This is a genomic window from Butyricicoccus sp. Marseille-Q5471 (assembly GCF_951230135.1).
In the GTDB taxonomy this organism is placed as follows: Bacteria; Bacillota; Clostridia; order Oscillospirales; family Butyricicoccaceae; genus Agathobaculum.
This window is the reverse complement of record NZ_CATNVC010000005.1, coordinates 23,287-47,664: the sequence shown is the minus strand read 5'-3', so window position 1 is coordinate 47,664 and position 24,378 is coordinate 23,287. Positions and strand designations below refer to the sequence as shown.

Annotated in this window: 28 protein-coding genes and 1 other annotated feature; of the genes, 19 read left to right on the top strand and 9 right to left on the bottom strand. The window is 56.9% G+C overall.

From position 1 onward, the window contains the following. Positions 1 to 24 precede the first annotated feature (24 nt). Together QOX26_RS07635 and QOX26_RS07630 are read right to left on the bottom strand one after the other, a co-directional pair. Entirely contained in the window at positions 25 to 1,311 is a 1,287-nt protein-coding gene (locus QOX26_RS07635) for a galactokinase (protein WP_442870218.1), read from the bottom strand. 150 nt (positions 1,312 to 1,461) lie between these two features. Next, positions 1,462 to 2,508, bottom strand: coding sequence for a LacI family DNA-binding transcriptional regulator (locus QOX26_RS07630; protein WP_283674380.1), 1,047 nt, complete (start codon positions 2,506 to 2,508; stop codon positions 1,462 to 1,464). 150 nt (positions 2,509 to 2,658) lie between these two features. Between QOX26_RS07630 and QOX26_RS07625 the strand changes: the two genes are divergently transcribed. Both QOX26_RS07625 and trxA read left to right on the top strand, forming a co-directional pair. Continuing rightward, on the top strand, positions 2,659 to 3,327 hold the full coding sequence (locus QOX26_RS07625) for a Crp/Fnr family transcriptional regulator (protein WP_283674379.1): 669 nt from the start codon (positions 2,659 to 2,661) through the stop codon (positions 3,325 to 3,327). Positions 3,328 to 3,409: 82 nt separating this feature from the next. After that, positions 3,410 to 3,718, top strand: coding sequence for a thioredoxin (gene trxA, locus QOX26_RS07620; protein ID WP_283674378.1), 309 nt, complete (start codon positions 3,410 to 3,412; stop codon positions 3,716 to 3,718). 88 nt (positions 3,719 to 3,806) lie between these two features. Here trxA and QOX26_RS07615 read toward each other — a convergent pair whose 3' ends face one another. From QOX26_RS07615 to QOX26_RS07595, 5 genes are all read right to left on the bottom strand, one after another. Next, positions 3,807 to 4,331, bottom strand: a complete 525-nt coding sequence (locus QOX26_RS07615) for an HD domain-containing protein (protein WP_283674377.1) — start codon at positions 4,329 to 4,331, stop codon at positions 3,807 to 3,809. A gap of 82 nt (positions 4,332 to 4,413) precedes the next feature. Continuing rightward, on the bottom strand, positions 4,414 to 5,766 hold the full coding sequence (locus QOX26_RS07610) for an MATE family efflux transporter (RefSeq protein ID WP_283674376.1): 1,353 nt from the start codon (positions 5,764 to 5,766) through the stop codon (positions 4,414 to 4,416). A gap of 13 nt (positions 5,767 to 5,779) precedes the next feature. Continuing rightward, the gene (locus QOX26_RS07605; protein ID WP_283674375.1) at positions 5,780 to 6,049 is read right to left on the bottom strand and encodes a DUF1905 domain-containing protein; all 270 of its coding nucleotides are present in this window, start codon (positions 6,047 to 6,049) and stop codon (positions 5,780 to 5,782) included. Beyond that, positions 6,046 to 6,501 (bottom strand): GNAT family N-acetyltransferase, encoded by a 456-nt coding sequence (locus tag QOX26_RS07600; RefSeq protein WP_283674374.1) that lies wholly within the window; start codon positions 6,499 to 6,501, stop codon positions 6,046 to 6,048. Before QOX26_RS07600 ends, QOX26_RS07605 begins: the two co-directional genes overlap by 4 nt. Before the next feature lie 60 nt (positions 6,502 to 6,561). Beyond that, entirely contained in the window at positions 6,562 to 7,830 is a 1,269-nt protein-coding gene (locus QOX26_RS07595; RefSeq protein WP_283674373.1) for an O-acetylhomoserine aminocarboxypropyltransferase/cysteine synthase family protein, read from the bottom strand. Positions 7,831 to 7,967: 137 nt separating this feature from the next. Between QOX26_RS07595 and QOX26_RS07590 the strand changes: the two genes are divergently transcribed. The 14 genes from QOX26_RS07590 to cysK all read left to right on the top strand — a co-directional run bounded on the left by QOX26_RS07590 (position 7,968) and on the right by cysK (position 18,913). After that, entirely contained in the window at positions 7,968 to 8,180 is a 213-nt protein-coding gene (locus QOX26_RS07590; RefSeq protein WP_283674372.1) for a DUF896 domain-containing protein, read from the top strand. Continuing rightward, on the top strand, positions 8,180 to 9,508 hold the full coding sequence (locus QOX26_RS07585; protein ID WP_283674371.1) for a CCA tRNA nucleotidyltransferase: 1,329 nt from the start codon (positions 8,180 to 8,182) through the stop codon (positions 9,506 to 9,508). Before QOX26_RS07590 ends, QOX26_RS07585 begins: the two co-directional genes overlap by 1 nt. Next, positions 9,505 to 10,086: an HD domain-containing protein gene (locus QOX26_RS07580; protein WP_283674370.1), complete on the top strand. Its 582-nt coding sequence runs from the start codon at positions 9,505 to 9,507 to the stop codon at positions 10,084 to 10,086. The genes QOX26_RS07585 and QOX26_RS07580 overlap by 4 nt, the downstream gene beginning before the upstream one ends. After that, entirely contained in the window at positions 10,083 to 10,493 is a 411-nt protein-coding gene (locus QOX26_RS07575) for a secondary thiamine-phosphate synthase enzyme YjbQ (protein ID WP_283674369.1), read from the top strand. The genes QOX26_RS07580 and QOX26_RS07575 overlap by 4 nt, the downstream gene beginning before the upstream one ends. A gap of 22 nt (positions 10,494 to 10,515) precedes the next feature. Beyond that, on the top strand, positions 10,516 to 11,058 hold the full coding sequence (locus QOX26_RS07570; RefSeq protein WP_283674368.1) for a nitroreductase family protein: 543 nt from the start codon (positions 10,516 to 10,518) through the stop codon (positions 11,056 to 11,058). Positions 11,059 to 11,278: 220 nt separating this feature from the next. Next, a complete protein-coding gene (locus tag QOX26_RS07565) occupies positions 11,279 to 11,842 on the top strand; it encodes a DUF3793 family protein (protein WP_283674367.1) in 564 nt (187 codons plus the stop codon). Positions 11,843 to 11,876: 34 nt separating this feature from the next. Beyond that, entirely contained in the window at positions 11,877 to 12,308 is a 432-nt protein-coding gene (locus QOX26_RS07560; protein ID WP_283674366.1) for a flavodoxin, read from the top strand. A 282-nt stretch (positions 12,309 to 12,590) separates the two neighbouring features. Further along, entirely contained in the window at positions 12,591 to 12,857 is a 267-nt protein-coding gene (locus QOX26_RS07555; protein WP_442870216.1) for a FeoA family protein, read from the top strand. Positions 12,858 to 12,871: 14 nt separating this feature from the next. Then, entirely contained in the window at positions 12,872 to 13,093 is a 222-nt protein-coding gene (locus QOX26_RS07550; protein WP_283674365.1) for a FeoA family protein, read from the top strand. A gap of 50 nt (positions 13,094 to 13,143) precedes the next feature. After that, positions 13,144 to 15,303 (top strand): ferrous iron transport protein B, encoded by a 2,160-nt coding sequence (gene feoB, locus QOX26_RS07545; RefSeq protein WP_283674364.1) that lies wholly within the window; start codon positions 13,144 to 13,146, stop codon positions 15,301 to 15,303. Positions 15,304 to 15,321: 18 nt separating this feature from the next. Beyond that, positions 15,322 to 15,462, top strand: coding sequence for a FeoB-associated Cys-rich membrane protein (locus QOX26_RS07540; protein ID WP_283674363.1), 141 nt, complete (start codon positions 15,322 to 15,324; stop codon positions 15,460 to 15,462). Positions 15,463 to 15,596: 134 nt separating this feature from the next. Then, positions 15,597 to 16,877 (top strand): glycoside hydrolase family 18 protein, encoded by a 1,281-nt coding sequence (locus QOX26_RS07535; RefSeq protein ID WP_283674362.1) that lies wholly within the window; start codon positions 15,597 to 15,599, stop codon positions 16,875 to 16,877. A gap of 172 nt (positions 16,878 to 17,049) precedes the next feature. Continuing rightward, positions 17,050 to 17,778 (top strand): CAP domain-containing protein, encoded by a 729-nt coding sequence (locus QOX26_RS07530; RefSeq protein WP_283674361.1) that lies wholly within the window; start codon positions 17,050 to 17,052, stop codon positions 17,776 to 17,778. A 202-nt stretch (positions 17,779 to 17,980) separates the two neighbouring features. Next, on the top strand, positions 17,981 to 18,913 hold the full coding sequence (gene cysK / locus QOX26_RS07525) for a cysteine synthase A (RefSeq protein ID WP_283674360.1): 933 nt from the start codon (positions 17,981 to 17,983) through the stop codon (positions 18,911 to 18,913). Between the two features lie 52 nt (positions 18,914 to 18,965). On the opposite strand, the gene QOX26_RS07520 is transcribed toward cysK, so the two are convergent. Then, positions 18,966 to 19,613 (bottom strand): peptidylprolyl isomerase, encoded by a 648-nt coding sequence (locus tag QOX26_RS07520; RefSeq protein ID WP_283674359.1) that lies wholly within the window; start codon positions 19,611 to 19,613, stop codon positions 18,966 to 18,968. Positions 19,614 to 19,697: 84 nt separating this feature from the next. Then, complete coding sequence (locus QOX26_RS07515; RefSeq protein WP_283674358.1) at positions 19,698 to 20,834, bottom strand: glycoside hydrolase family 3 N-terminal domain-containing protein; 1,137 nt, start codon at positions 20,832 to 20,834, stop codon at positions 19,698 to 19,700. A gap of 116 nt (positions 20,835 to 20,950) precedes the next feature. Here QOX26_RS07515 and gluQRS point away from each other — a divergent pair, with 116 nt between their 5' ends. The 3 genes from gluQRS (at position 20,951) to QOX26_RS07500 (ending at position 24,367) form a co-directional block, all read left to right on the top strand. Next, a complete protein-coding gene (gene gluQRS / locus QOX26_RS07510; RefSeq protein WP_283674357.1) occupies positions 20,951 to 21,877 on the top strand; it encodes a tRNA glutamyl-Q(34) synthetase GluQRS in 927 nt (308 codons plus the stop codon). Between the two features lie 155 nt (positions 21,878 to 22,032). Continuing rightward, positions 22,033 to 22,286, top strand: a binding site (T-box leader). A 57-nt stretch (positions 22,287 to 22,343) separates the two neighbouring features. Continuing rightward, positions 22,344 to 23,801, top strand: coding sequence for an anthranilate synthase component I family protein (locus QOX26_RS07505; RefSeq protein WP_283674356.1), 1,458 nt, complete (start codon positions 22,344 to 22,346; stop codon positions 23,799 to 23,801). Then, positions 23,801 to 24,367 carry an anthranilate synthase component II gene (locus QOX26_RS07500; protein WP_283674355.1) on the top strand — a complete coding sequence of 189 codons (567 nt, stop codon included), beginning with the start codon at positions 23,801 to 23,803 and terminating at the stop codon, positions 24,365 to 24,367. The genes QOX26_RS07505 and QOX26_RS07500 overlap by 1 nt, the downstream gene beginning before the upstream one ends. The last annotated feature ends 11 nt before the right edge of the window (positions 24,368 to 24,378 follow it).

Below are 24,378 nucleotides of genomic sequence, written 5' to 3'. Positions count from 1 at the left end.
CCTCCTGTCAGTCGTGATGGTATGTTACGCGAGAATCACCGCGCCGCCGACCGGGCGGATGCGCAGCACATGGCAGCGTCCTTCGCCGAGGACGGCCTCCATGCCTGTTTTGAACGCGGTGAGTTTGGAAAGCGGTACGTAAGCCTGAATGGTGCCTGCAAATCCGCCGCCGTGCACGCGGACGGCACCTTCGCCGTCGAGCAGCTGCTCGGCCAGTGCGATGGCAAGCGGAACGGCCTGATGCATTGGCTGTGCAGCGCTGTACAGGTTTTGTAGGTGACGCGCCGAGGACAGCCCGGAGCGATGCACCAGAGAGAGGAATAGGGAAAAATCATCTCGTTCAAGTGCCTGTGCCTGCTTTTTGGCAAGCAGATTGTCGCTGAAAAAGTGGATGGCACGCAGAAGAGCGCGGTCATTCACCTGATTGCGCAAATCAGGGAGGGACGCCCAAAAGTCATCGTAATCCACTTCGCGCAGCACAGATTTTCCAAAATAGGCGGCAACTGCGCCCATTTCCTCCGTGATTGCGGCGTAATCATTGGTCAAATCGGCATGATCTGCGCCCGAATCAATGATGCACAGCGCGTGACCGGAAGCGGAAAGGTCATAATCGACTTTACTGACAACGGGTTCAGCTGGATTCCTGAAGTCAATCGATACAATGCCGCCGACCGCGCTGGCCAGCTGATCCATCAGACCGCAGGGCTTGCCGAAGAAAACGTTTTCCGCGTACTGACCGATTTGCGCAATCTGAATTAGGCTGACCTCATCACTGCAGAACAGGTGATTGACAATCACGCCGATCAGTACCTCATAAGCTGCCGAGGAGGATAATCCGGAGCCGCCCAGCACGGTCGATGCGATGCAGGCGTTAAAGCCCCCAAGCGCATACCCCATTTCAGTAAAACGGGCGCACACGCCGCGCACCAACGCGGCCGAAGTGCCATACTCGGTTTCATTGGGAGAAAGGTCGCTGAGCCGGATACGGATTTCCGGATAACCGGCGGATTGAATGCGAATTTCTTCTGTGCCATTCGCGCCTGCGCAGGCGATGGCATCCAGATTGACCGCGCCGGCGAGCACGCGGCCGTGCTGATGATCGGTGTGGTTACCGCCCATTTCGGTGCGCCCCGGGCCGGTAAACAGGCCGACTTCCTCCTCGTATCCAAAGGCTTCGCCATAACAGGCCAGAAGCGCCAGCAGACGTGCGCGAGCGCTCTCTAATTCATTTGCCTGTCCGCCGTAGACACGCATCAGTTTATCATCTGCGGCGCTGTTTTCCAGCAGGCCGCGTAGTTGGGACTGTGTCATCATCGTTACTCATCTCCCGGTACATCTTTGTTATTCCTATCATAGCATTGATTTACTAAATGCGCAACAATATTTAGTAAAAAACTATGAGCATATTATAAAAAAAAAGCCCGGCTTTTGTGGAAAAAGCCAGACTTCAATATTGCATGGTCAGCGGCAGGGCGCAGCAACGCTCTGTCGTTCAATTAGGGTGGGAGGAACAACGATTTTAAACGGCAGCATGGCCGGCCGATTGGGCGAGCGGCGCATATATTCGGCGCGGCGCGCAAGCATCTCGATAGCGGCGGCGCTCATATCCTCCGCATGTGTGCTGACACTGGTCAGCGGGGGATCGGTCAGCTCGCTGCGCGCGGTATCGTTGAAGCTGATGACGGAAATATCCTGCGGCACCTGAAGACCCGCGGCACGCAGTGCACCCACGGCGCCGATGGCGGTTTCCTCATTGGCGGCAAGCAGGGCGGTGGGCAGGGTGTGTCCAGCCTGGATTTCATGCAACAGTGTCGCGCGCGCAATGCCTGCGTCCATCGGTGTTTCAAACACAAATTCAGGGTGAAACAGATGATGCTCTTCCATGTACTTGATGAAGTGCTGTCGCCGCACCTCGGGCGCGGGGCGCTTCTTGTAGTCAAGCTTGCGGTCAGGGCCGATGAAACCAATCTCACTGTGGCCGAGTGCACGCAGATGGTCGAGCGCAAGCTCCACGCCGATGCGGAAGTTGAGCACGACCGAATCAAAGCGTGTTTCATCGGGGGCAGAGTCAAGAAAAACAAGATTGCGGCTGAAGTAAGACAGCCGTTCGACCTGCTCCTCGGAAAAAATGCCGATGGCGAGCACACCGTCAACCTGCAGCGGTGTGTCCAGGCGGTAGCCGTTGCCCTCGGCGCGGAGATGGCAGACCTCTGCGCCGCGATCAATACATTGCTGCTCGGCAAAATTTTTAAGAAACAGAAAATACGGATCACCCAGCTGCTCGGCCGGGGTCAGCATTTCGGCAACCGCAAAGCGGAGCGGGTTTTTATGTGCGCCGCGCGGCTTGCGTGTGCGGTTGGAGGTTTTATAATGTAACTCACCAGCTGCCTCGAAAATCGCGGCACGGGTCGTGTCGCTCACCGACATGGTGGGGTCGTTGTTCAACACGCGGGAGATGGTGGCCTGCGAAAAACCGGTTAGGGTGGCCAACTCCTTTAAGGTTGCCATACACGGGCCCTCCTCTTTACTAAATATAACTAAAATGATTATAACCGTTTCAGAGGGATTGTGCAAGAAAAATCGGCGAAATCTTACATAATATTGACCAAAAACCTTGCGTACCCTATAATATAGAAAGAGTGGAAAGGAGAGGGTGCAATGGAGCTGAGTGATTTTCTGCCGTTTTGGAGTCGGCTGACCGAGGAGCAGCGCATGATTTTGTGCGATGCGGCACAGGTGCGGCGGTTTGAAAAGGGTAGGGTCGTGCACCGCGGTTCAGAGGACTGCGTGGGTCTGCTGCTGATTCTGCACGGCCGCCTGCGTGCCTATGTGCTGTCCGATGAGGGCAAGGAATTGACGCTGTATCGCTTGCTTGAGCGCGATATCTGCCTGTTTTCGGCCTCCTGCATGATGCGGAGCATTGAATTTGAAGTGATGGTCGAGGCAGAGGCCGATACCGAAGTCATCCATCTGCCTGCCGAGGTGTTCCGTCGGGTGACCGAGCAGTCGGCGCCGGCGGCAAATTACGTAAACGAATTGATGGCGACGCGGTTTTCCGATGTCATGTGGCTGATGGACCAGGTGCTGAGCAAAAAGATGGACGGCCGTCTGGCAGCGCTGCTGCTGGAAGAGTGTGAGCTTGCCGGAAGCGACACGCTTTCCGTGACGCATGAGCAGCTGGCACGGCATCTGGGCAGTGCGCGCGAGGTGGTCACGCGCATGCTCAAGTATTTTCAAAATGAAGGATTGGTGCACCTGACACGCGGCAGTATTGCGCTGCTCGATCGGGAGCGGCTGTCCGCGCTCGCGGCTGACAGCCTGCGGTAAAGCCAGTGTAACTTCGTCACAGAAGCGGGGTTTGAGACGCGGTATACTTAGTACAGAAATTGAACGAAGGGAGACATTCACAATGTCTGTTATTACTGTTACCAAAGAAAACTTCAGCCGCGAGGTTTTATCGTCCGACCGTCCGGTGCTGCTGGATTTCTGGGCGCCGTGGTGCGGACCGTGCCGCATGCTGTCCCCTGTGATTGATCGTGTGGCCGAGGAGAATCCCGACGTACTCGTGGGCAAGGTCAACGTTGACGAGCAGCCGGAGCTTGCCGGTCAGTTCCAGGTCATGGGCATTCCGATGCTTGCCATGATTCGTGACGGCCGCGTGGTTTCCACCACCGCAGGTCTGCAGCCGAAGGAAGCCGTAGAGCAAATGATTCGATGAGTACACAGCCGCAAGGTGAACATAAAACAGCCGCTCAGCCTCGAAAGGGCTGAACGGCTGTTTGTGTTTCTGCGGGAGCACGCTTTCTTTATGCGAGTGCTCCAAAAATTTTCTGATAGAAGGAAGTCATATAACCGCCAAGCGCGAGCGTCATTTCCTTGGAGGCAACGACCTTGTCTGCCCAAGTGACAATCCATGCAATGCGCGTGCGCGGCATGGCAGCCAAAGGGAACATATGGCGGGCAATCGCTTCGCACTCCCGGTCGGTCAGACCGAAGGTGCGCCTTGCGCGTCCGGCCGCAATGTGGCCGTGCACAAAGGCGTGCATGCGTGCAAGCCGCTGTATGCCGGAAAAAGATCCGCGGTAGCGGCGAAAACGATCGCTGTGCCAGTCATAGCCAAAGAAATCATGAAGCAGGGCGGCGCGGACGACCGACTGCGTTTCGCCCTCCGACAGACGCATCTTGCGGGCGATTGCATAGGCCGATTCCGCTACGGCAACAGAATGATCATATACCGAATTGTCGGCGCCGTGGTGGATAAAACCGCGCAGCTGCTGAAATCGCGGGTGCTCCATGATGTCCCGCGCCATCCGGTGAAATTCGCTGTCCAATGGAATCGCCCTCCTTTCCTTTACGTGCTTTCATTATAGTCCCGTTGCGAAACAAAAACAATGAACGAAATGTGAATTTATTTTAAGTAATTTTTGCCATGATGTGCCCAGCCTCCACCCGGTACAGCACGATGGCGGCGGCAAAACCAACCGCCTCGGCAAGGGGAAACGCGAACCAGACCGCGTGCAGGTCAACGCGTGCAAGCAAAACGGCGGCAGGCAGGATAACAACCAGTTGACGTAGCAGCGCAACGATAAGAGAGGGCATACTGCGTCCCAGTCCCTGCAAACAGCTGCACAAGACGAGCGAAACGGCGGAAAAGCAGAAGGAGAGCGCGATGATACGCATCGCGGGCACGCCGATCGAGAGCATTGCGTCGGAGGCATCGAACAGGCGCAGCAGCGGTACGGGCAGAGCCTCAAACAGCAGCGTGCCGCAGACCATGATGCCCAAACCGAGCAGCAGCGCGTATCGGGTGATTTTTTGAATCCGATCTTTGCGTTTTGCACCGAAATTGTAGCCAATCATCGGGATGAGCGCATTGTTCATGCCGAAAATCGGCATATAGAGGAAATTCTGCAGCTTGTAGTATGCGCCGTAAAACCCCACCGCCGTCATTGAAAAGGACATCAGAATGCGGTTCATGCCGGTGGCGAGCACACTCATCAGCGACTGCGTAACCATAACGGGCAGGCCAATGCGCAAAATGCCGCCAAGGATGGCGGGGTTGGGACGAAAACCGCGCAGACGAAGGTTGACCTCGCGGTTGAAGCGCACGTTGATAAAAAAACCAAGCAGCATCGCGAGAATCTGCGCAATGACCGTTGCGAGCGCCGCGCCTGTCGTGCCGAGCTTGGGAAACGGGCCGATGCCGAAGATAAGCAGCGGGTCGAGCACAAGGTTGATGCCCGCGCCAATCAGCTGGGTGATCATGTGGAACACGGTGTTGCCGGTCGCCTGCATGATGCGCTCGGCAGCGAAGAGCAGAAACACACCGCACGATAGAGTGGTGCACACCGTGACATAGCTCGCACCCATCTCAACCACGGCGGGATCATCGGTAAAGCAGGCAATGAACGGTCGGCCGAAGAGCAGACCGAGTACGGCGAACACCACCCAGCACAGAACCGCGAGAAAGACGCCGTTCATGGCAACTGCGTCGGCCTCGTCCTGCTTTTTTTGACCGAGGCGGCGCGAAAGCAGGGCGTTGACACCCACACCCGCACCGGTGGCGACGGCAATCATCAGCAGCTGCACGGGAAAGGCAAGCGAAACGGCGACGAACGCACTCTCACTCACCCGCGCGACAAAGGCGCTGTCAATAATGTTGTACAGCGCCTGAATGAGCATGGAAACCATGATGGGCAGCGACATTGTAATCAGAAGCCGCCCCTCAGGCATCACGCCCATTTTGTTTTCTGTGGTTTCGTTCATCTGTTTCCCCCTCTCAGACACGTTCGCGGAGGGTGACATGCACGGTATCGCCCGGCTGCTTGCCGATGGCCGCGCGAATATCCTTGCGCAAGCCGAGAATGTGGCCGGGCGTTTTCATGCGCACCAGACTGCCGTCGTAAGGCACTCCGTCAAACGTTGCACGCACCTTGACGCGGCCGCGGCCGAATTCGGCGCGCACGTCATACGGGAATTCAATATATGCGCCGTCCAGCTCAGGCACCTTGCAAATCACCGCATCAAATTCATATACCCTGTCATTCATAGGCCGATCGGGGTATCGATAATCATCTGGTTGTACGGCAGCTCCTCAAAGCCGAGCATGCGGTACAGCGCGGCGGCGCGTGGGTTTTCCTCGGTCACTTCCAGACGGAAACGTGCGGCCGAGTTGTACTTTTCATGCACAGCGGCAATCATTTTGCTGCCGATCCCCTTGCCCCGCATACGCTCCTCGACCATCAGCTCTTCCATCCAGATGCACAGGCCGCCCGCTTCGTTCGACCATGTCAGCGAGAGCAGAAAATAGGCGCAGGGCGCACCGGTGTCGTCCTCGGCAATCAGGCAGTCGGCATAGGGACTGCCGTGCATGAGCAGCTCAAAGGTGCGCTCAGCGTTCTGGTCGGGAATTTCATGGCACACGGCAGGCGAGCGATAAAATTCGTGCACCATGTTGATAAAATAGTCGCGGTCACCCGCTTCGATCGGACGGATATTCATTTCATACAACTCCTTTAGCAAAACGGGGACGGCAAAACCGTCCCCGCTGTTTTCGATTGGTTAAACCTGCTCGAGTGCCTGCTTAACATCCGCAATGATGTCTTCAGCGTTCTCTAAGCCGCACGACAGGCGAATCAGACCCGGTGTGATGCCGGCGGCGGCAAGCTGCTCGTCGGAAAGCTGACGGTGGGTCGAGCTTGCCGGATGCAGTGCGCACGAATGAATGTCTGCCACGTGCACCTCGAGCGAAATCAGACGGAATGCGTCAATCACCTTTTCGGCAGCCGCGCGGCCGCCCTTCAGACTGAACGAGATAACGCCGGAGGCCGCGCCGTTTTCCAGATATTTTTCGGCGCGGGCATGGTGCTTGTCGGCTGCAAGGCCGGGATAGGTGACAAATTCAATTTTATCGCTGCCCGTCAGGAATTCGGCAACGGCAAGAGCGTTTGCGGAATGCTGGCGAATGCGAAGCGGCAGAGTCTGCAGGCCGAGGTCGAGCAGGAATGCGCCCATCGGGGTCTGGCATGCGCCCATATCGCGCATCAGCTGCACGCGCGCCTTGGTAATGTAGGCCGCGCTGCCGCAGGCTTCGGTATAGACAAGACCGTGGTAGCTGTCATCCGGCTCGGTCAGGCCGGGGAAGTTGCCGCTCGTCCAGTCGAACTTGCCGCCGTCGACAATCACGCCGCCCATCTGCACCGCATGACCTTCCATATATTTTGTCGTGGAATGCACCACGATATCCGCACCGTGCTCAAAGGGACGGCAGAGTACGGGTGTTGCAAAGGTGTTGTCGACAATCAGGGGAACGTTGTGCGCATGGGCGAGTGCCGAGAATTTCTCAAAATCCAGCACGGTCAGCGCGGGGTTTGCAATCGTCTCACCGAAAACCGCGCGGGTGTTCGGGCGAAATGCCTTTTCAATCTCTTCGGCAGGTGCGTCACCGTCAACGAAGGTTACCTCGATGCCAAGCTTCTTGAACGTGACCGCAAGCAGGTTCAGGCTGCCGCCGTAGATGGTCGAGGTGGCGACAAGGTGATCGCCCGCGCCTGCGATGTTGAGAATGGCAAGCATGGTCGCGGCCTGGCCGGACGAGGTGCACAGTGCGCCCACGCCGCCCTCAAGGGCTGCAATCTTGTCCTCAACCGCCGCAACGGTCGGGTTGGACAGACGGGTGTAGAAATGCCCTGCGGCGGTCAGGTCGAACAGGTCGCCGACATGGGCGGTGGAATCGAATTTGAAGGTGGTGGACTGGTAAATCGGCAAAGCGCGTGCGCCGCCGTTGCCGGGCTGATAGCCCTCATGCAGACACTGGGTTTCGATTTTCATACTATTTTCGCTCCTTCGGAGATTTTTAACAATAAAGCCATTGTATCATGCGGTCGAAGTGCGGTCAAGAATGGCTCTCGACTTTGCGGGCATGCTTTGATATAATATGTGTACCATTTTCCGAAGGAGGAATACAAATGGAACAGAAAAAAATCGCACGCATCAACGCGCTTTCCAAGAAGGCAAAGGCTGAGGGGCTGACCACAGAGGAGCAGGCCGAGCAGAAGGCGTTGCGCGACGAATATATTGCAGGTTTCCGCGCAAACCTCAAGTCGCAGCTGGAGAACACGGTCGTCATCAATCCGGACGGCACTTCCTATAAGCTGCGCCAGAAAAAGGACAGCGAGTGATGCAGCTGCCCGCAGGCGCCGCACGGGCGATTGCTTTGCTCGAAGCGGCGGGCTATGAAACGTGGGCAGTCGGTGGCTGTGTGCGCGACCGGCTACGCGGTGTCGAGCCGCATGATTATGATTTGTGCACCGCCGCCACACCTGCGGAGATGCAGACGGTGTTTGCCGGCGAGCGGGTGCTCGAAACCGGCTTGCAGCACGGCACGCTGACGCTGCTGACCGCGGACGGACCGCTGGAAATCACCACCTTCCGCGCGGATGGCGCGTACTCGGACGGACGGCATCCGGACGCGGTACGCTTTGTTCGCAGCATTCGGGACGATTTGGCGCGCCGCGACTTCACGGTCGGCGCGATGGCGTGGCATCCCGAACGCGGGCTGTTTGACCCCTTCGGCGGGCGGGATGACCTTGCAAAGGGTCTGCTGCGTGCGGTCGGCAATCCGGATACGCGCTTTGAGGAGGACGCGCTGCGCATTTTGCGTGCCGCGCGTTTTTCGGCGCAGTTCGGCTTTGCCATTGAGGAAAAAACCGCGGCGGCCATGCGGCGGCAGCGAAAGCGCTTGTCGCTCGTCGCGCGCGAGCGGGTGCAGGACGAACTGACGCGCCTGCTCTGCGGACCGTTTGCAGGGCGTGCGCTGCGCACCTGCCGCGATGTGCTTATGCAGCCGCTGCCCGAGCTTGCACCGATGTTCGATCTCGATCAGCAGAACGGCCATCACCGCTACGACGTGTGGGAGCATACGGTTCGCGCGGTCGAGCAGGTGCCGAACGATCCACTGCTGCGCTGGGCGATGCTGCTGCACGACTGCGGCAAGCCTGCCTGCAAAACGGTGGACGAAAACGGTGTCGGTCATTTTTATGGGCATCCCAAGGTCAGCGTGCGCATCGCGGCAGGAATTTCGTGCCGCCTGCGTTTTTCATCGGAGTTCGAGAAAAAGCTGCTGGTGCTCGTTGCGCAGCATGACCGGCCGCTCGGTGATGAGGAAAAAATCGTGCGCCGACGATTAGCGCAAATCGGGGAAGAACGGTTTCGGCAGCTGCTTGCAATCAAAAAGGGCGACATCGTCGGACAGGGCACACAGCCGCAGGACATGGAAAGGCTGTGTGCGCTCGAGCGTATGCTGAACGGTGTCATCGAGGCACAGCAGTGTATTTCGCTGCGTCAGCTGGCGGTCGACGGAAACGACATGCGCGCGCTTGGCCTGACGGGCGAGCGCATCGGTGATATGCTGCACCGTCTGCTTGAAATCGTGCTTGACGATCCCACACAAAACACCGCGGAGGTGCTGCGCCGCCGTGCGCGCGCCATTATGGAGGAAGACATATGAACGAACAGCTCAAAACGCAATTTTTAGATATTTATCAGAAAAACATTCACCGTCCGGGCGCGGATAAGCTGCTGGCGTGGATGGAAAGCACAGACTTTTTCACTGCGCCGGCTTCAACTCGTTTTCACGCGGCCTATGAGGGCGGCCTGCTTGAGCACTCACTCAATGTCTATCAGGTGCTGATTTCCAAGCACTACGACCCGTCGACAGACGATTTGGAGAGCTTCACCCTCGCGTCGCTGCTGCACGATTTGTGCAAGGCAGGCTTTTACGCAATCGAGATGCGCAACCGCAAAAACGACCGCGGCGAGTGGGAAAAGGTGCCGGTTTACACGGTGGACGATAAATTCCCCTACGGTCACGGGGAAAAATCGGTGTTTCTGATTGAGCGCTTCCTCCGTCTGAAAAACGAGGAGGCCGTCGCCATCCGCTGGCACATGGGCGGCTTTGACGATGCGGCCAAGGCCGGTTCATTCGCCATTGCCCATGCGTATGAACGCTATCCGCTCGCAGTCAAGCTGCATCTGGCCGACCTTGAGGCTACATATTTGTGCGAGCAGAGGAGGGAGGAGCCGTGAAAACACGGGAATTCACCCTGCATACGGCACGAGAAGGCATGTACGATGTGACACAGCACATGTGCTCGGTCATCGCGGAAAGCGGTGTAAAAAGCGGTATGGCCATCGTCTACTGCCCGCACACAACGGCAGGCATCACCATTAACGAAAACGCCGATCCCGATGTGCAGCACGATTTGCTGCTCGGTCTGGGAGAAGCCTTTCCCGATCGTCCGGCCTTTCGCCACTGCGAGGGGAATGCCGCTGCGCATCTGAAAAGCAGCTATGTCGGCGCAAGTCAGACGGTGCTGATTGAGGACGGCCGTCCGCTGCTCGGAACGTGGCAGGGCGTGTTTTTCTGCGAGTTTGACGGTCCGCGCACCCGGCGGTTTCAGGTCAAAGTAATCGAAGACATCATTGATAATTGACAAAAAAGAAGGAGCAATCCATATGGAAGCCTTGGACTGTATTAAAACGCGCCGCAGCGTGCGGAAATTCACCGATACACCGGTGACAAAGGAAGAAATCGAGCAAATCGTTGCTGCCGCGGCCTATGCGCCGAGCTGGAAAAACACGCAGATTGCGCGATATATCGTCGTAACTGATGAGAAAAAGAAGCGCAATCTTGCCGAAACGTGCATGCTGGACTTTGCCTACAATCAAAAAACCGCCCTGCACGCGCCTGCACTGGTTGTCGTGACCATGCTCACTGCCCGGTCAGGTTACGAGCGCGACGGCTCGTTTTCCACCTCGCAGGGCACGCACTGGCAGTCGTTTGACGCGGGCATCGCGTCGCAGACCTTCTGCCTTGCCGCACATGCACAGGGACTGGGTACGGTCATCATGGGCATCTTTGATGAAAACAAGGTCGCCGAGGTGCTGGACGTGCCTGCGGGGCAGCAGGTCGCGGCGATTCTGGCCATCGGGCACCCGGCCGAGGAGCCGGTTTGTCCCAAGCGCAAGGATGTGGATGCACTGGTCAGCTATCAATAAAACAGCGCAAAAGATACCCGCCGAAAAAGCGGGTATCTTTTTTTAGCAAAATGCTTGACAACGAAGTTAGCTTATGCTAACATATAAACAAGTTAGCAATGACTAACTAAGAAAAAACATTTGGCGGCACGGTCCGCGCGGAACCGGACCGTGCCGCAACCTCTCGATGCATACCTGATACAGGAATGCAAATGCTAAATAGGCAGGAGGTGCATCTTCTATGAAAGAACAACTAGACAGGCTGCTTGCAGCCTATTGCTCGCCGACACTTGCCGGCATCAAATCCGCCAGTCTCGTGGCGTGCGACCGTGCGCTGTATCCTGCGCTTTCGCAGCATATGCGGGAGTATCGGGCGGCATTTCAGCCGCGCGGCTACTGCTTTGAAGTTGTGTGCGCCTGTGAAAAGCGCTGTCTGCTGCTCGTCTATCACCGGCAGCGGCTTGAAACGCAGCTGACCGACGCACGGGCAGAGCGATTGCTTCGGCAGTTCGGTTATCCGGTCGGACAGAGCCTGCGCGAACTGCTTGCACATCTTCGTCGCCGCATAGCGGCGTGCGACAGCTTTCCGCATGAAATCGGCCTGTTTCTCGGCTATCCGGTCGAGGATGTGGAGGGTTTCATTGAGCACCGGGGCCGCGGCTGCAAGTTGACTGGCTACTGGAAAGTATATGGCGACGCGGAAGCCGCGTCCAAACGATTTGACCGCATTGCGCGGGTATGCCGTGCGGTGACGACGCGTGTAGAGCGGGGCGAGAGCCTGCTGCACGTATTCGCCGCGGCATAGTACGCTTTTTTATGACAACAGGAGGTAACAACCAATGAATAAAATTGCAATCATCTACTGGAGCCAAACGGGCAACACCGAGCAGATGGCGAATGCCATCGCGGAAGGCATCCGTTCGGCAGGCGAGGAATGCGACCTCAAGCATGTATCCGAAATTACCGCGGCGGACGCGGCACAGTATGTCAAGTTGGCGCTGGGCTGTCCTGCCATGGGCGCGGAGGTGCTGGAAGAGGCTGAATTCGAGCCGTTCTTCACCGAGCTGGAAGGGCGTCTGACCGGCCATAAGGCTGCGCTGTTCGGCTCCTACGGCTGGGGCGACGGCCAGTGGATGCGTGACTGGTATAAGCGTGCCGATGATTCCGGCGCGAACGTCTTTGGTGACGAGGGCTTCATGCTGCATGAAACGCCCGACGAAAGCGGGCTTGAGGCCTGCCGTGACTTCGGCAAGCGCTTCGCCGCTTACTAACCCCATTCAATCATTCCAGCTGCTATGGCGGCTGTTATGATACAACTATCCTTTCTTGTCCGGGGAGAAATCCCCAAAACGGTATACGTTCCCTCGTATGCCATCGTAACATGAGCCCGCGGCTGAATTGGAACAGCAGCCGCGGGCTTCCTCCTGCCCAAAAATATTCGGGCGGCAGAACAGACAGTTAGCAATAAGTAACAAATTTGAAAAACCCCGCTTGACAACAGAAGTTAGCCGTGGTAAACTACATACGGAATAAAGGTTAGTGAAGACTAACCCATGATTGCTGAGTCTGTTGTCATCCGTGCTGACGCATGGAACGAGAGGAGAATGAATATGCCGCTGACCATGCTGGATACCGGTGTTGAAACGACGATTAAAACCATTCGCGGAAAGGATCAAACCCGCCAGTTTTTGCAGAACCTTGGCTTTGTCGAGGGCGGAACGGTGCGCGTCGTGTCCTCGATGGCGGGCAACCTGATCGTATCGGTAAAGGACGTGCGCGTGGCCATTTCCAATTCAATGGCTTCCCGCATTATGGTATAAAGGAGTAAGACGATATGGAAAATCTGAGAGAGGTTCCGTGCGGCACCAGCGTGACCGTGCGCCGGATTGAGGGCGAGGGCGCAGTGCGCCGCCGCATCATGGATATGGGACTGACGCGCGGGGCAGAGGTGTTCGTGCGCAAGGTAGCGCCGCTGGGCGATCCGATTGAGGTCACTGTGCGGGGTTATGAGTTGAGCCTGCGCAAGGCGGACGCAGAAAAAATTCTGGTTGAGTAAAAAATTTGCATATGGGTTAGATAACGCTAACCACAGGAAAGGGGACAGCTATGTCAATTCGATTGGCGCTTGCCGGCAATCCGAACTGCGGCAAGACCACGATGTTCAATGATTTGACCGGTTCGACGCAGTATGTCGGCAACTGGCCGGGCGTGACCGTGGAGAAAAAGGAAGGCCGTTATAAAAGTGATAAGGAAATCACCATCACTGACCTTCCGGGTATTTATTCGCTTTCGCCGTACACACTGGAGGAGGTCGTTACGCGCGACTATCTGGTGGGCGAACGGCCGGACGCAATCATGAATCTGGTCGACGCGTCGAACATCGAGCGCAACCTCTACCTGACCACACAGCTGACCGAAATGGGCATTCCGGTCGTCCTTGCGCTGAACATGATGGACATCGTCAAAAAGCGCGGCGACATCATCGACACCGCCGCACTGTCCAAGGAATTGGGCGTGCCGGTGGTGGAAACCGCCGCAATCAAGGGACAGGGCACCGCAGAGCTGATTCAGGCCGCCAGACAGGCTGCGTCGAACAAGTCGATGCAGCACAGCCATGCATTTGCCCCAGTCATTGAGGACGCGCTCGCCCGCATCGGCGATCAGATTGCCGATGCGGTCGAGCCTGCGCTGCGACGTTGGTTCTCGGTCAAGCTGTTTGAACGTGACGAGAAGGTGCTCGCCCGCTTCCGGTTCGGTCAGGACAAGGCCGACAAGATTAACGCAATAATCTCAGCCGTTGAGGACGAACTGGACGATGACGCGGAATCCATCATCACCGATGCTCGTTATACTTACATTGCCGCAGTGGTCAAGAAATGCGTGAAAAAGAAGCGTGTGGGCGAAACTGCGTCCGACAAGATTGATCGGATTGTAACCAATCGCATTTTGGCGCTGCCCATCTTTGCAATCATCATGGGTTTGGTGTATTATGTATCTATCTCGACCGTTGGCACATTCGTAACCGACTGGACGAACGATGTGCTCTTCGGCGAAATCATTCCCCCGGCGGTCGAAGGCATTCTGATGTCGCTGGGCGTTGCGGGATGGCTGCAAAGCCTGATTTTGGACGGCATCATTGCCGGCGTGGGCGCGGTGCTTGGTTTTGTGCCGCAGATGCTCGTACTGTTCTTCTTTCTTGCGGTGCTGGAGGACTGCGGCTATATGGCGCGCGTGGCCTTCATCATGGATCGCATTTTCCGAAAATTCGGTCTGTCGGGCAAGTCGTTTATCCCGATGCTCATTGGCTCGGGCTGCGGTGTGCCGGCTGTTATGGCCTCGCGTACCATTGAGCAGGAGCGCGACCGCCGCATGACCATCATGACCACCTGCTTTGTACCCTGCGGCGCAAAAATGCCGATTATCGCCCTCTTTGCGGGCGCGATTTTCAACAATTCGGGATGGGTTGCACTGTCGGCCTACTTCGTCGGCATTGCCGCGATTATCGTCTCCGGCGTTATGCTCAAAAAGAGCAAGATGTTTGCCGGCGACCCCGCGCCCTTTGTCATGGAGCTGCCCGCCTACCATGTGCCCACCGGCGGCAATGTGCTGCGTTCGATGTGGGAGCGCGGCTGGTCGTTTATCAAGAAGGCCGGAACGGTCATTCTGCTCTCGACCATTGTGATTTGGTTTATGCAGACGTTCGGCATGGAGAACGGCGCGTTCGGCATGGTCGAGGATGTAAACAACTCGGTGCTTGCTGCCTTTGGCGGCATTCTCGCGCCGCTGTTTGCGCCGCTCGGCTGGGGCAACTGGCAGTCGTCCGTTGCCGCGGTCACAGGACTTGTGGCCAAGGAAAATGTCGTTGCGACCTTCGGCCAGCTGTTCCACTTCGCGGGCGAGCTGTCTGAGGACGGTGCCGAAATTTGGGGCACGTTGTCTGCGTCTTTCACGATGATTTCGGCCTACTCGTTCATGGTGTTCAACCTGCTGTGTGCTCCGTGCTTCGCAGCGATGGGCGCAATTAAGCGCGAGATGAACAGCGCCAAGTGGACGTGGTTCGCCATCGGCTACATGACCATCTTTGCTTACACCGTGTCGCTGATGATTTATCAGTTCGGCGGCCTGCTGACCGGAGCGCTTTCCTTCGGGGTGGGCACGGTTGCGGCAATCGTGGTGCTTATCGGTTATCTATATCTACTGTTTCGCCGCCCGGCAAAGCCGGACAGCACTGCGCATCTGAACCAGATGAGCGTGCAGGCAAACTAACTACAAGGAGGAATTGTAATGCTTGCAACCATTATTATTTGCGCGCTGCTGGCCGCTGCGGTGGTATTCGCTGCGCGGAAGGTACATCGTCAGGTCAAAAACGGAGAGTGTCCGGGCGGCTGCGCGGGATGCAGCTGCAATTGTTCACACAAGAAATAAGGAAAAGTGCCGTCGGTCCAAGACCGGCGGCACTTTTTGCATACCAATCAATCACCAATATTGGAATACCATTTCCGGCACGCCGCACCCCATCGGTCTTTGCGGCATAAACTGCAGAGAAAGGTGGTATTTCTATGGTCATTCACGTCGTACAGCCGGGTGAATCGCTATATCGCATCTCACAGCGATATAACGTACCCCTGCAGTACATCATCCAGCAGAATGAGCTGCAAAACCCCAATAAACTCACACCGGGGCAGACAATCGTCGTGCCGCAGCCCACCGAGACCTACACCGTCAAGCGTGGGGATACCCTGGGTAACATTGCCGCAGACAACGGAACGACCGTCATGAAGCTCTGGCAGGACAATCCACAGCTTGGCGGCACCGACCGCATCTTTCCCGGGCAGCAGCTTGTGCTTCAGTTTAAGCAGCCGAAGCTGGGCACGTTCGCGGTAAACGGCTATGCGTATCCGAATGTTGATTTGCGCGTGCTGCGTAAAACCCTGCCGTATCTGACCTACTTATCGATTTTCTCGTTCGGCTTTGATGCATCGGGCCGTATTATTCCGCAGAATGTCGATCTGCTGACGCGGATGGCGCGGCAGTATCAGGTCAAGCCGTTGCTCGTGTTGACAACACTGGGCGAGGATGGACAGTTCTCAAGCGAGCGGGCGCATGTCCTGCTGCTCAATCCTGCACTTCGTTCCACACTCATTGAAAGCCTGACCCAGTTTCTAAAGGGACACGGCTTTGCAGGCGTGGATGTAGATTTCGAGTACATTCCGCCGGAGGATGCGGAGGCCTATGCCACGCTGATCCGCGAGCTGCGCACACGCCTGAATGCCGAAGGCTTGACCGTCATGACCGCGCTTGCTCCCAAAACCTCGGCCGATCAGCCGGGACTGCTGTATGAGGCGCACGATTACAAAGCGCTCGGGGAAGCGTCAAATAACGTGCTGTTGATGACGTATGAGTGGGGCTATGCGCTGTCTGCGCCGATGGCGGTCGCGCCGGTCAACAAGGTAGCCAAGGTGCTCGACTTTGCGGTTTCCGTTGTGTCGCCCGACAACATCTTTATGGGCATTCCCAATTACGGCTATGATTGGACTCTGCCGTACATTCAGGGGCAGTCACGCGCGCGCAGTATTGGCAATGTGCAGGCGGTCGATCAGGCAATTCAGGTTGGTGCGCCGATTCAGTATGACGCGCTCGCACAGGCGCCGCACTACAATTATTGGCGGGAACGTGCCGAGCACGAGGTTTGGTTCGAGGATGCCCGCAGCATCCGCGCCAAGCTGGCGCTTGCCGGAGAATACCGGCTGCACGGCGTCAGCATTTGGAACATCATGCGGTATTTTCCGCAGCTATGGCTGGTACTGAACCAGCTGTACAACATCGAAAAGCTCGATTAATATTTTCCTGAGTCGACCGGAAAGTGGTAAAACCGGTCGACTTTTTCTTGTTTGTGGGCAAAGTGGGCGGGATTTACATTGCAAAACGGTTACAAAACGTGCTATGATTCGGTACGTAGTGCAAAACAATCCAGTTTTGCCGAAGACACAAATCCAAGGAGGTTTTTAAGTAATGAAGAAAATCGTTCCGATTGCACTGATGTTGACGGTAGCAACAACCGCAGGTGCTGGCGCAGCAAACCTACAGGGTGCTGTGATAAAAGTTGAAAGCAGCCTGACCTCGCAGGCGCAGTATGAGTATATGCAGCAGATCTGCGAAAAATTTGATTTTTCGCTGTGCGGCCGCCCGCAGAACTGCCCTGTTGTAAAGCCGGACACGACTCCGGATACGACCCCGGACACAACCCCGGACACAACCCCGGACACAACGCCGGATACGACTCCGGATACGACTCCGGATACGACTCCGGATACGACTCCGGACACCACCCCGGAAGAGAAGCCTGAAACGGATACGGATGCTTCCATCGGCAACTTTGCAAGTGAAGTTGTCCGCTTGGTTAATGTTGAGCGTGCCAAGAACGGTCTGTCCGCACTGAGTGTATCGACCGGCGTACAGCAGGCGGCACAGGTTCGTGCGGCAGAGCAGGTCAAGTCCTTCTCGCACACCCGCCCGAACGGTACGTCCTGCTTCACCGCGCTGACCGAGGCCGGCGTTTCCTACCGCGGCGCAGGTGAGAACATTGCGTACGGTCAGCAGACTCCGGCGGCAGTTATGAATTCGTGGATGAATTCCTCCGGCCACCGTGCCAACATTCTCAATGCGAACTTCACCACAATCGGCGTAGGCTACACGGTCATTAACGGTACCCCGTACTGGGCGCAGATGTTTACGTACTAAGAATAAGTTTGGCTGTCCCCCTGGCTGAATGGATGCTTTCGCACCCAATTGCACATAGAAAACCCGACGCACCGCTCAAAAACGGTGCGTCGGGTTTTTATTTTAGAATAATGCTTGACAAAGGAAGCGCATGGGTGTATTCTTAATTCATAGAAATCACCTATGTTTTATATGGTATTTAATTTGGAAGGCGGAACAAACCATGTCTGATATTAAAAGAAGCTTTGCCGAGCTGATCGGCAATACCCCCCTGTACGCAGCGGATAAGCTGGCCGCCAAGCGCGGTGCGAAGGCGCAGATTCTGGCAAAGCTGGAGTATTTCAATCCGGCGGGATCGGTGAAGGATCGCGTGGCCAACGCGATGATTGCCGACGCAGAAGCTAAGGGTGCGCTCAAGGCGGGCGCGACCATCATCGAGCCGACCAGCGGCAACACGGGCATCGGCCTCGCGGCTGTTGCGGCGAGCAAGGGATACCGCATTATCCTGACCATGCCGGAGACGATGAGTGTTGAGCGCCGCAATATGCTCAAGGCTTACGGCGCTGAGCTGGTGCTGACCGAGGGCTCGAAGGGCATGTCGGGCGCCATTGCAAGAGCGGATGAGCTGGCCAAGGAAATCCCCAACAGCTTTGTGCCCGGACAGTTTGTAAACAAAGCAAACCCGGCAGCGCATTATGCGACCACCGGTCCGGAGATTTGGAGCCAGACCGGCGGCAAGGTGGACATTTTCGTCTCCGGTATCGGCACGGGCGGCACAATTACAGGTGTCGGCTCGTACCTGAAGGAGCAGAATCCGGCGGTTAAGCTGGTCGCAGTTGAACCTGAGGATTCGCCGGTTCTGTCGGGCGGCAAGCCCGGCCCGCATAAGATTCAGGGCATTGGCGCGGGCTTCGTGCCCGAGGTGCTCGACACCAAGCTGTATGACGAGATTATTCGCGTTACGAACGACGATTCGTTTGCCACCGCGCGTGACTTTACCCACAGCGAAGGCCTGTTCGTCGGCATTTCGTCCGGCGCGGCACTGTGGGCGGCGATTGAGCTGTCCAAGCGCCCCGAAAACGAGGGCAAGAACATCGTGGTACTGCTGCCCGATACGGGCGACCGGTACCTGTCCACACCTCTGGTCAGCGATTAATGCAAAACAAAAACCGCCTGCACGCCGATTTGGCCGCGCAGGCGGTTTTTTGTCAGTCAATTACCTTAATTGATGTGATAACCGGCTGGTTTTCTGCAATGACAGTCCCGTTGTTGTCCTCGACAGGCGTATCCTTGCAGATTTTATCAACAATTTCCATTCCCTCGGTCACGTGACCAAAGGCGGCGTAATCGCCGTCGAGAAAAGTGCTGTCCTCATGGACGATGAAGAACTGCGAAGAGCCGCTGTCCGGATCGTTCGCACGCGCCATCGAGAGCGTGCCGCGGGTGTGTGTGAGCGGATTCTCCACGCCGTTGGAAGAAAATTCGCCCTTGACGGTCTCATCCGAGCCGCCCGTGCCATTGCCCTTGGGATCGCCGCCCTGTATCATAAAGCCGTCGATGATGCGGTGGAAGGTCAGGCCGTCGTAAAAGCCGTCGCCCGCAAGCTTTAGGAAGTTTGCGACCGTTTCGGGCGCTGCGCCCGCGTCAAGCTCGGCCTTGATGGTGCCGTAATCCTTGACCTCAATCTCAATGTGGTGCAGGTTGGCTTCGTCGGGGGTGTAGGCGGTGTCCGTCTGGGACGCATCGGGTTTACTGCTGTCGTCCGCAGAGGAAGCGGCCTGACCGCTGTTGCCGCAGCCGGAAAGCAGAAGTGCACCGGCCAGCAGGCCGGATAGAAGCAGATTGCGTGTTTTCATGAAAAATCTCCTTTGTTCAACAATATTGACTGTCTGCTATCATACCAAACAATTGTGAACAAAAAAAGAACAGAGGACAATTTTTTATTCAATCAGTCCGAGCGCCATTTTCCATCGCACGATGCGTACGGCGGATTCGGCAATGCGTTCGGCAGAAATTTCACCGGCGTCGACCGCCGCCTTGACCGCGGTGTACTGGGTGACAAAGTCGCTTGAAATCAGCAGATCGTTGCCCGCTTTGACGGCGAGTACGGCTGCGTCTGCGCCGTCGGTGTACTTCGTAATCGCGTCCATGATAAGATCGTCCGTCATCACAACGCCCGAGAAGTTCAGATCGTCCCGCAGCACCTCATGCACGGGATGCGAGAGCGATGCGGGCAGCTTGGGGTCAATTGCGGTGACGATGTTATGGCAGACGAGCACCGCGTCCGCGCCTGCGTCGATACCCGACTGGAACGGGATAAAATCCGCGCTATAAAAACGGTCGAGCGGACGTTCGTCGATTGCAATGCCGGTGTGCGTGTCAATATTGTTGCCGTAGCCGGGGAAGTGCTTGAGCACGCTGCCCATGCCGTCCGTCTGCATCTGCGTGACGACAGTTTTGACGTATTCTCCCGTCGCTGCCGCGTCCTGCCCGAACGAGCGGGCATTGATGAAATCCTTAGGGTCGGTGGACACATCGCACACGGGCGCAAGATTTACATTGATGCCGAGCGAGGCAAGCAGCGCGTCCTTTTCCTTGGTGTCGCTCGTGATGAGGTCTAAGCCGCCTTCCTTGTAAAGCGCCTGCGGCGACCAGAATTTCACGGCGCGAAAGCTCGGATTTGAACTGACGCGCACGACCGTTCCGCCCTCCTCGTCTACGCCAATCAGCATCGGGGTTTGGACGGCGGACTGGTAGGAGTCAATGGTCTGGCGTACGGATGTGGGCGTTTGCCCCTCAAAGTCACGGCCAAAGAGGATGTAGCCGCCAATATTGTACTGTCCGGCGAGTGCGGCCGCGTCCACATCGGGACAACGGGAAAAAAACATCTGCGCAATCTGCTGATTGAGCGTTAACGTCTTGACATATTCCTCGGCAGGATCAACTGCCGGCTGAACGGTTTGCGGCGGCGCATCAGGCGAAGGCTGATCCGCAGCAGGGACATCCGAGATGGGGGTCTTGCCGCAGGCCGTGATGCAAAGCGCGGTGAGCAGTAGGCAAAGCAGTCGTTTTTTCATCTCAGTTCCTCCATTTTCTGCTTTCATCATATCAGAGTGCGGTTGGGTTTGCAAGAAGGGGGGTGGGTATGGTACACTGTTGTCAACGATCAAAATAGTCGGAAGGGAAGAAGCTTATGGATTCTCCGGTCATCGGCCGGTTTGCGCCCAGCCCGAGCGGGCGTATGCATTTGGGCAATGTGCTGTGCGCACTGCTGGCATGGCTGTCCGCGCGGCAGCAGGGCGGGCAATACCTGCTGCGTATCGAGGATTTGGATACGATGCGCTGTCCGCGTGCCTTTGCAGAGCAGATTCTGGACGATTTGGACTGGCTGGGACTCAACTGGGACGGGGAAGTGCCGTATCAGTCGGAGCGAACCGAAATTTATGAGCATTATGAGAAGATTTTACGCGAAAAGCAGCTGCTTTATCCCTGCTTTTGCTCGCGTGCGGCGTTGCATGCGGCGAGTGCGCCCCATCTGTCGGACGGACGCGTGCTGTACGCGGGCACCTGCCGCGATTTGACTGCCGCACAGGCAGCCGAAATGCGCAGAACCCGTGCGCCCGCCACCCGTCTGCGCGTGCCGGATGAGGAAATTGCCTTTGTTGACGGCGTATTTGGTGCGTACCGCGAGAATTTGGCGAAGGAATGCGGCGATTTTATTATCCGTCGGTCGGACGGCGTGTTTGCGTATCAGCTTGCCGTCGTGGTGGATGACGCGCTCGGCGGTGTGACCGAGGTGGTCCGCGGCAGCGATCTCATTTCGTCCACCCCGCGTCAAATCTGGCTGCATCGGCTGTTCGGTTTTGCGCCGCCGAAATTCATCCACATTCCGCTTTTGTGCGACCATGACGGCAGACGGCTGTCCAAACGGGACGACGATCTCGACCTCGGTCTGCTGCGCACACGGTTCACGCCCGAGCAGGTAGTCGGCGCACTGGCCTGCGCCGCCGGACTGACCGACCGGGCAGAGCCGGTCGCGGCACGCGAACTGGTGCCGGATTTCTCATGGAGCAAAATATCAACCGAGGATTTATATCTGCCCGATGTGTTTCGGATGTAGAAAGATTTTGCTCTGCCGTAACCCGAAACCGGAGCAATTGAGTTTCATCAGGGTGAGAAAAAACTGCGAATTGCAGTATGTTTTTTCTCACCCTGAAAAATTTTACAGAAACAGGGGTTGACAAACCGCGCCCGTAGGGCATATACTTGCAACAGAACAAACCGCTGAGCAAGGGTAAGTAAGAACGATTACCGCATTTTCAGAGAGCCGCCCGCTGGTGCGAGGGCGACAGTGCAGGACGTTCCGAATGGACTTGTGAGGGCAGCTTGAACGCCGCAACGGCTAGTAGATGCTGACGGGACTCCCGCCGTTACCAAGGGAAGGCGCATGCTGGTGCGCTGATGAGAGGACGTTTTTTCATAACGTCAATATGGGTGGTACCGCAGAAGTTTTGGCTTTTGTCCCATGGTGAATGATTCACCGTGTGGATAAAGGCTTTTTTAATTGCCATTTTGGAGGGATTTACATGATAACGCCAAGCTGTGACGCGATTTTATCGCTGGCTAAGGAGTATACGACCATTCCGGTCAGCCGCGAGGTTTACGCGGATGTGACCACGCCCATCTCGCTGCTCCGGCGGCTGCACACACGGTCAAACCGCTTTTTCCTGCTCGAAAGCGTCGAAGGCGGCGAAAAATGGGCGCGGTATTCCTTCCTTGGCTACGATCCTGTGCTGCGCGCCCGCTGCAAAAACGGCGTGGTTCGGCTTGAGGGCAGCGAAACCCGCATAATTGAGACTGACAAACCGCTCGATGTGCTGCGCGAGGTGCTCGCCGAATACCGCTCACCGCGGCTGGAGGGCTTTCCGCCGTTCACGGGAGGCTTCGTCGGCTACTTCGCCTACGCGATGATTGGCTATGCCGAGCCGACTCTTCACATCAAGCGCAACGGCTGGGACGATTACGACCTGATGCTGTTTGACAAGGTGATTGCCTATGACCATCTCAAGCAGAAAATCGTGCTGATTGTCAACATGAAAACTGACAACGTGATGGAGAACTACGGCAGAGCCTGTGCCGAACTGGAAACGATGGCCGCGCTCGTTGCCGACCAGAGTCCGCTGCCGCAGAGCAGAGCGGACGGCAAGCCGCAGTTTACCTGCAACGTCAGCGAGGAGCAGTATGCCGAGATTGTGCAGAAAACGCGGGACTACATCTATGATGGTGACATTTTTCAGGCCGTGCAGTCCCGTCAGTTTCAAAGCCCCTACGCGGGCAGCCTGATGAACGCCTACCGCGTGCTGCGCACAACCAACCCCTCGCCGTACATGGTTTATCTTTCGGCGGACGGCGACGAAATCATGTGTTCCTCGCCCGAAACGCTCGTGCGGCTGCAAAACGGGCGGCTGACGACCTTTCCGGTCGCGGGTTCCCGTCCGCGCGGCGCGACGGCCGAGCAGGACAGGGCGCTCGAAGCCGAGCTGCTTGCCGACGAAAAGGAGCTGTCCGAGCACAATATGCTGGTCGACCTCGGCCGCAACGATCTGGGACGCATCTCCAAAATTGGCTCGGTCGATGTGACCGAATACATGATGATTCACCGCTATTCCAAGATTATGCACATTTGCTCCCAGGTTGAAAGCGACATTGCCGCAGGGTGCGACGCGTGCTCGGCCATCGAAGCCGTGCTGCCAGCTGGCACACTGTCGGGCGCACCTAAGATTCGCGCGTGCGAGATTATCGAGGAACTTGAGCCTGATGCACGCGGCGTATACGGCGGCGCGCTCGGCTATCTGGACTTTACCGGCAACATGGATACCTGTATCGCCATCCGCATGGCGGCCAAGAAGAACGGCACGGTGACCGTGCAGGCGGGCGGCGGCATTGTGGCCGATTCGGTGCCCGCAAATGAGTACATGGAAAGCGCAAACAAGGCGCGCGCTGTCATTGACGCGATTGAGCGCGCTTCGGAGGTGGATGACTGATGATACTGCTGATTGACAACTACGATTCCTTTTCCTATAACCTGTATCAGCAGGCGGCGGCGATTGCGCCCGACATCTGCGTTGTGCGGAACGATGCGCTGACCGTTCGCGAGATTGAGGAGCTGGCGCCCACTCACATTCTGCTTTCGCCCGGTCCGGGTTATCCGAAGGATGCGGGCGTGTGCGAGGAAGTCGTGCGCGTGCTCGGTGGGAAAATCCCGATTTTGGGCGTGTGCCTTGGCCATCAGGGCATTTGCGAGGTGTACGGCGCGACCATTGCGCATGCAAAGCAGCTGATGCACGGCAAAACGAGCGTCATCCGCGTCAACAACACCGACCCGCTCTTTGCCGGCCTGCCGCCGCAGATGCAGGCGGCGCGGTATCATTCACTCGTCGCGCAGCAGGGCACGCTGCCCGACTGTCTGCAAATCCTCGCTGAGGATGCAAACGGCGAAATCATGGCGGTGCGCCATCGGGAAAAGCCGGTGTTCGGCGTGCAGTTTCATCCGGAATCCATCCTGACGCCGCAGGGAGCTATCATCTTACAGAATTTTTTGAGCCTTTGAGGAGGAAAACG

Bases quoted from the DNA above. Each gene is read 5' to 3' on its own strand.
- QOX26_RS07635 (WP_442870218.1), bottom strand. From the start codon at position 1,311: ATGACACAGTCCCAACTACGCGGCCTGCTGGAAAACAGCGCCGCAGAT.
- QOX26_RS07630 (WP_283674380.1), bottom strand. From the start codon at position 2,508: ATGGCAACCTTAAAGGAGTTGGCCACCCTAACCGGTTTTTCGCAGGCC.
- QOX26_RS07625 (WP_283674379.1), top strand. From the start codon at position 2,659: ATGGAGCTGAGTGATTTTCTGCCGTTTTGGAGTCGGCTGACCGAGGAG.
- trxA (WP_283674378.1), top strand. From the start codon at position 3,410: ATGTCTGTTATTACTGTTACCAAAGAAAACTTCAGCCGCGAGGTTTTA.
- QOX26_RS07610 (WP_283674376.1), bottom strand. From the start codon at position 5,766: ATGAACGAAACCACAGAAAACAAAATGGGCGTGATGCCTGAGGGGCGG.
- QOX26_RS07605 (WP_283674375.1), bottom strand. From the start codon at position 6,049: ATGAATGACAGGGTATATGAATTTGATGCGGTGATTTGCAAGGTGCCT.
- QOX26_RS07600 (WP_283674374.1), bottom strand. From the start codon at position 6,501: ATGAATATCCGTCCGATCGAAGCGGGTGACCGCGACTATTTTATCAAC.
- QOX26_RS07595 (WP_283674373.1), bottom strand. From the start codon at position 7,830: ATGAAAATCGAAACCCAGTGTCTGCATGAGGGCTATCAGCCCGGCAAC.
- QOX26_RS07590 (WP_283674372.1), top strand. From the start codon at position 7,968: ATGGAACAGAAAAAAATCGCACGCATCAACGCGCTTTCCAAGAAGGCA.
- QOX26_RS07585 (WP_283674371.1), top strand. From the start codon at position 8,180: ATGCAGCTGCCCGCAGGCGCCGCACGGGCGATTGCTTTGCTCGAAGCG.
- QOX26_RS07580 (WP_283674370.1), top strand. From the start codon at position 9,505: ATGAACGAACAGCTCAAAACGCAATTTTTAGATATTTATCAGAAAAAC.
- QOX26_RS07570 (WP_283674368.1), top strand. From the start codon at position 10,516: ATGGAAGCCTTGGACTGTATTAAAACGCGCCGCAGCGTGCGGAAATTC.
- QOX26_RS07565 (WP_283674367.1), top strand. From the start codon at position 11,279: ATGAAAGAACAACTAGACAGGCTGCTTGCAGCCTATTGCTCGCCGACA.
- QOX26_RS07560 (WP_283674366.1), top strand. From the start codon at position 11,877: ATGAATAAAATTGCAATCATCTACTGGAGCCAAACGGGCAACACCGAG.
- QOX26_RS07555 (WP_442870216.1), top strand. From the start codon at position 12,591: ATGATTGCTGAGTCTGTTGTCATCCGTGCTGACGCATGGAACGAGAGG.
- QOX26_RS07550 (WP_283674365.1), top strand. From the start codon at position 12,872: ATGGAAAATCTGAGAGAGGTTCCGTGCGGCACCAGCGTGACCGTGCGC.
- feoB (WP_283674364.1), top strand. From the start codon at position 13,144: ATGTCAATTCGATTGGCGCTTGCCGGCAATCCGAACTGCGGCAAGACC.
- QOX26_RS07540 (WP_283674363.1), top strand. From the start codon at position 15,322: ATGCTTGCAACCATTATTATTTGCGCGCTGCTGGCCGCTGCGGTGGTA.
- QOX26_RS07535 (WP_283674362.1), top strand. From the start codon at position 15,597: ATGGTCATTCACGTCGTACAGCCGGGTGAATCGCTATATCGCATCTCA.
- QOX26_RS07530 (WP_283674361.1), top strand. From the start codon at position 17,050: ATGAAGAAAATCGTTCCGATTGCACTGATGTTGACGGTAGCAACAACC.
- cysK (WP_283674360.1), top strand. From the start codon at position 17,981: ATGTCTGATATTAAAAGAAGCTTTGCCGAGCTGATCGGCAATACCCCC.
- QOX26_RS07520 (WP_283674359.1), bottom strand. From the start codon at position 19,613: ATGAAAACACGCAATCTGCTTCTATCCGGCCTGCTGGCCGGTGCACTT.
- QOX26_RS07515 (WP_283674358.1), bottom strand. From the start codon at position 20,834: ATGAAAAAACGACTGCTTTGCCTACTGCTCACCGCGCTTTGCATCACG.
- gluQRS (WP_283674357.1), top strand. From the start codon at position 20,951: ATGGATTCTCCGGTCATCGGCCGGTTTGCGCCCAGCCCGAGCGGGCGT.
- QOX26_RS07505 (WP_283674356.1), top strand. From the start codon at position 22,344: ATGATAACGCCAAGCTGTGACGCGATTTTATCGCTGGCTAAGGAGTAT.
- QOX26_RS07500 (WP_283674355.1), top strand. From the start codon at position 23,801: ATGATACTGCTGATTGACAACTACGATTCCTTTTCCTATAACCTGTAT.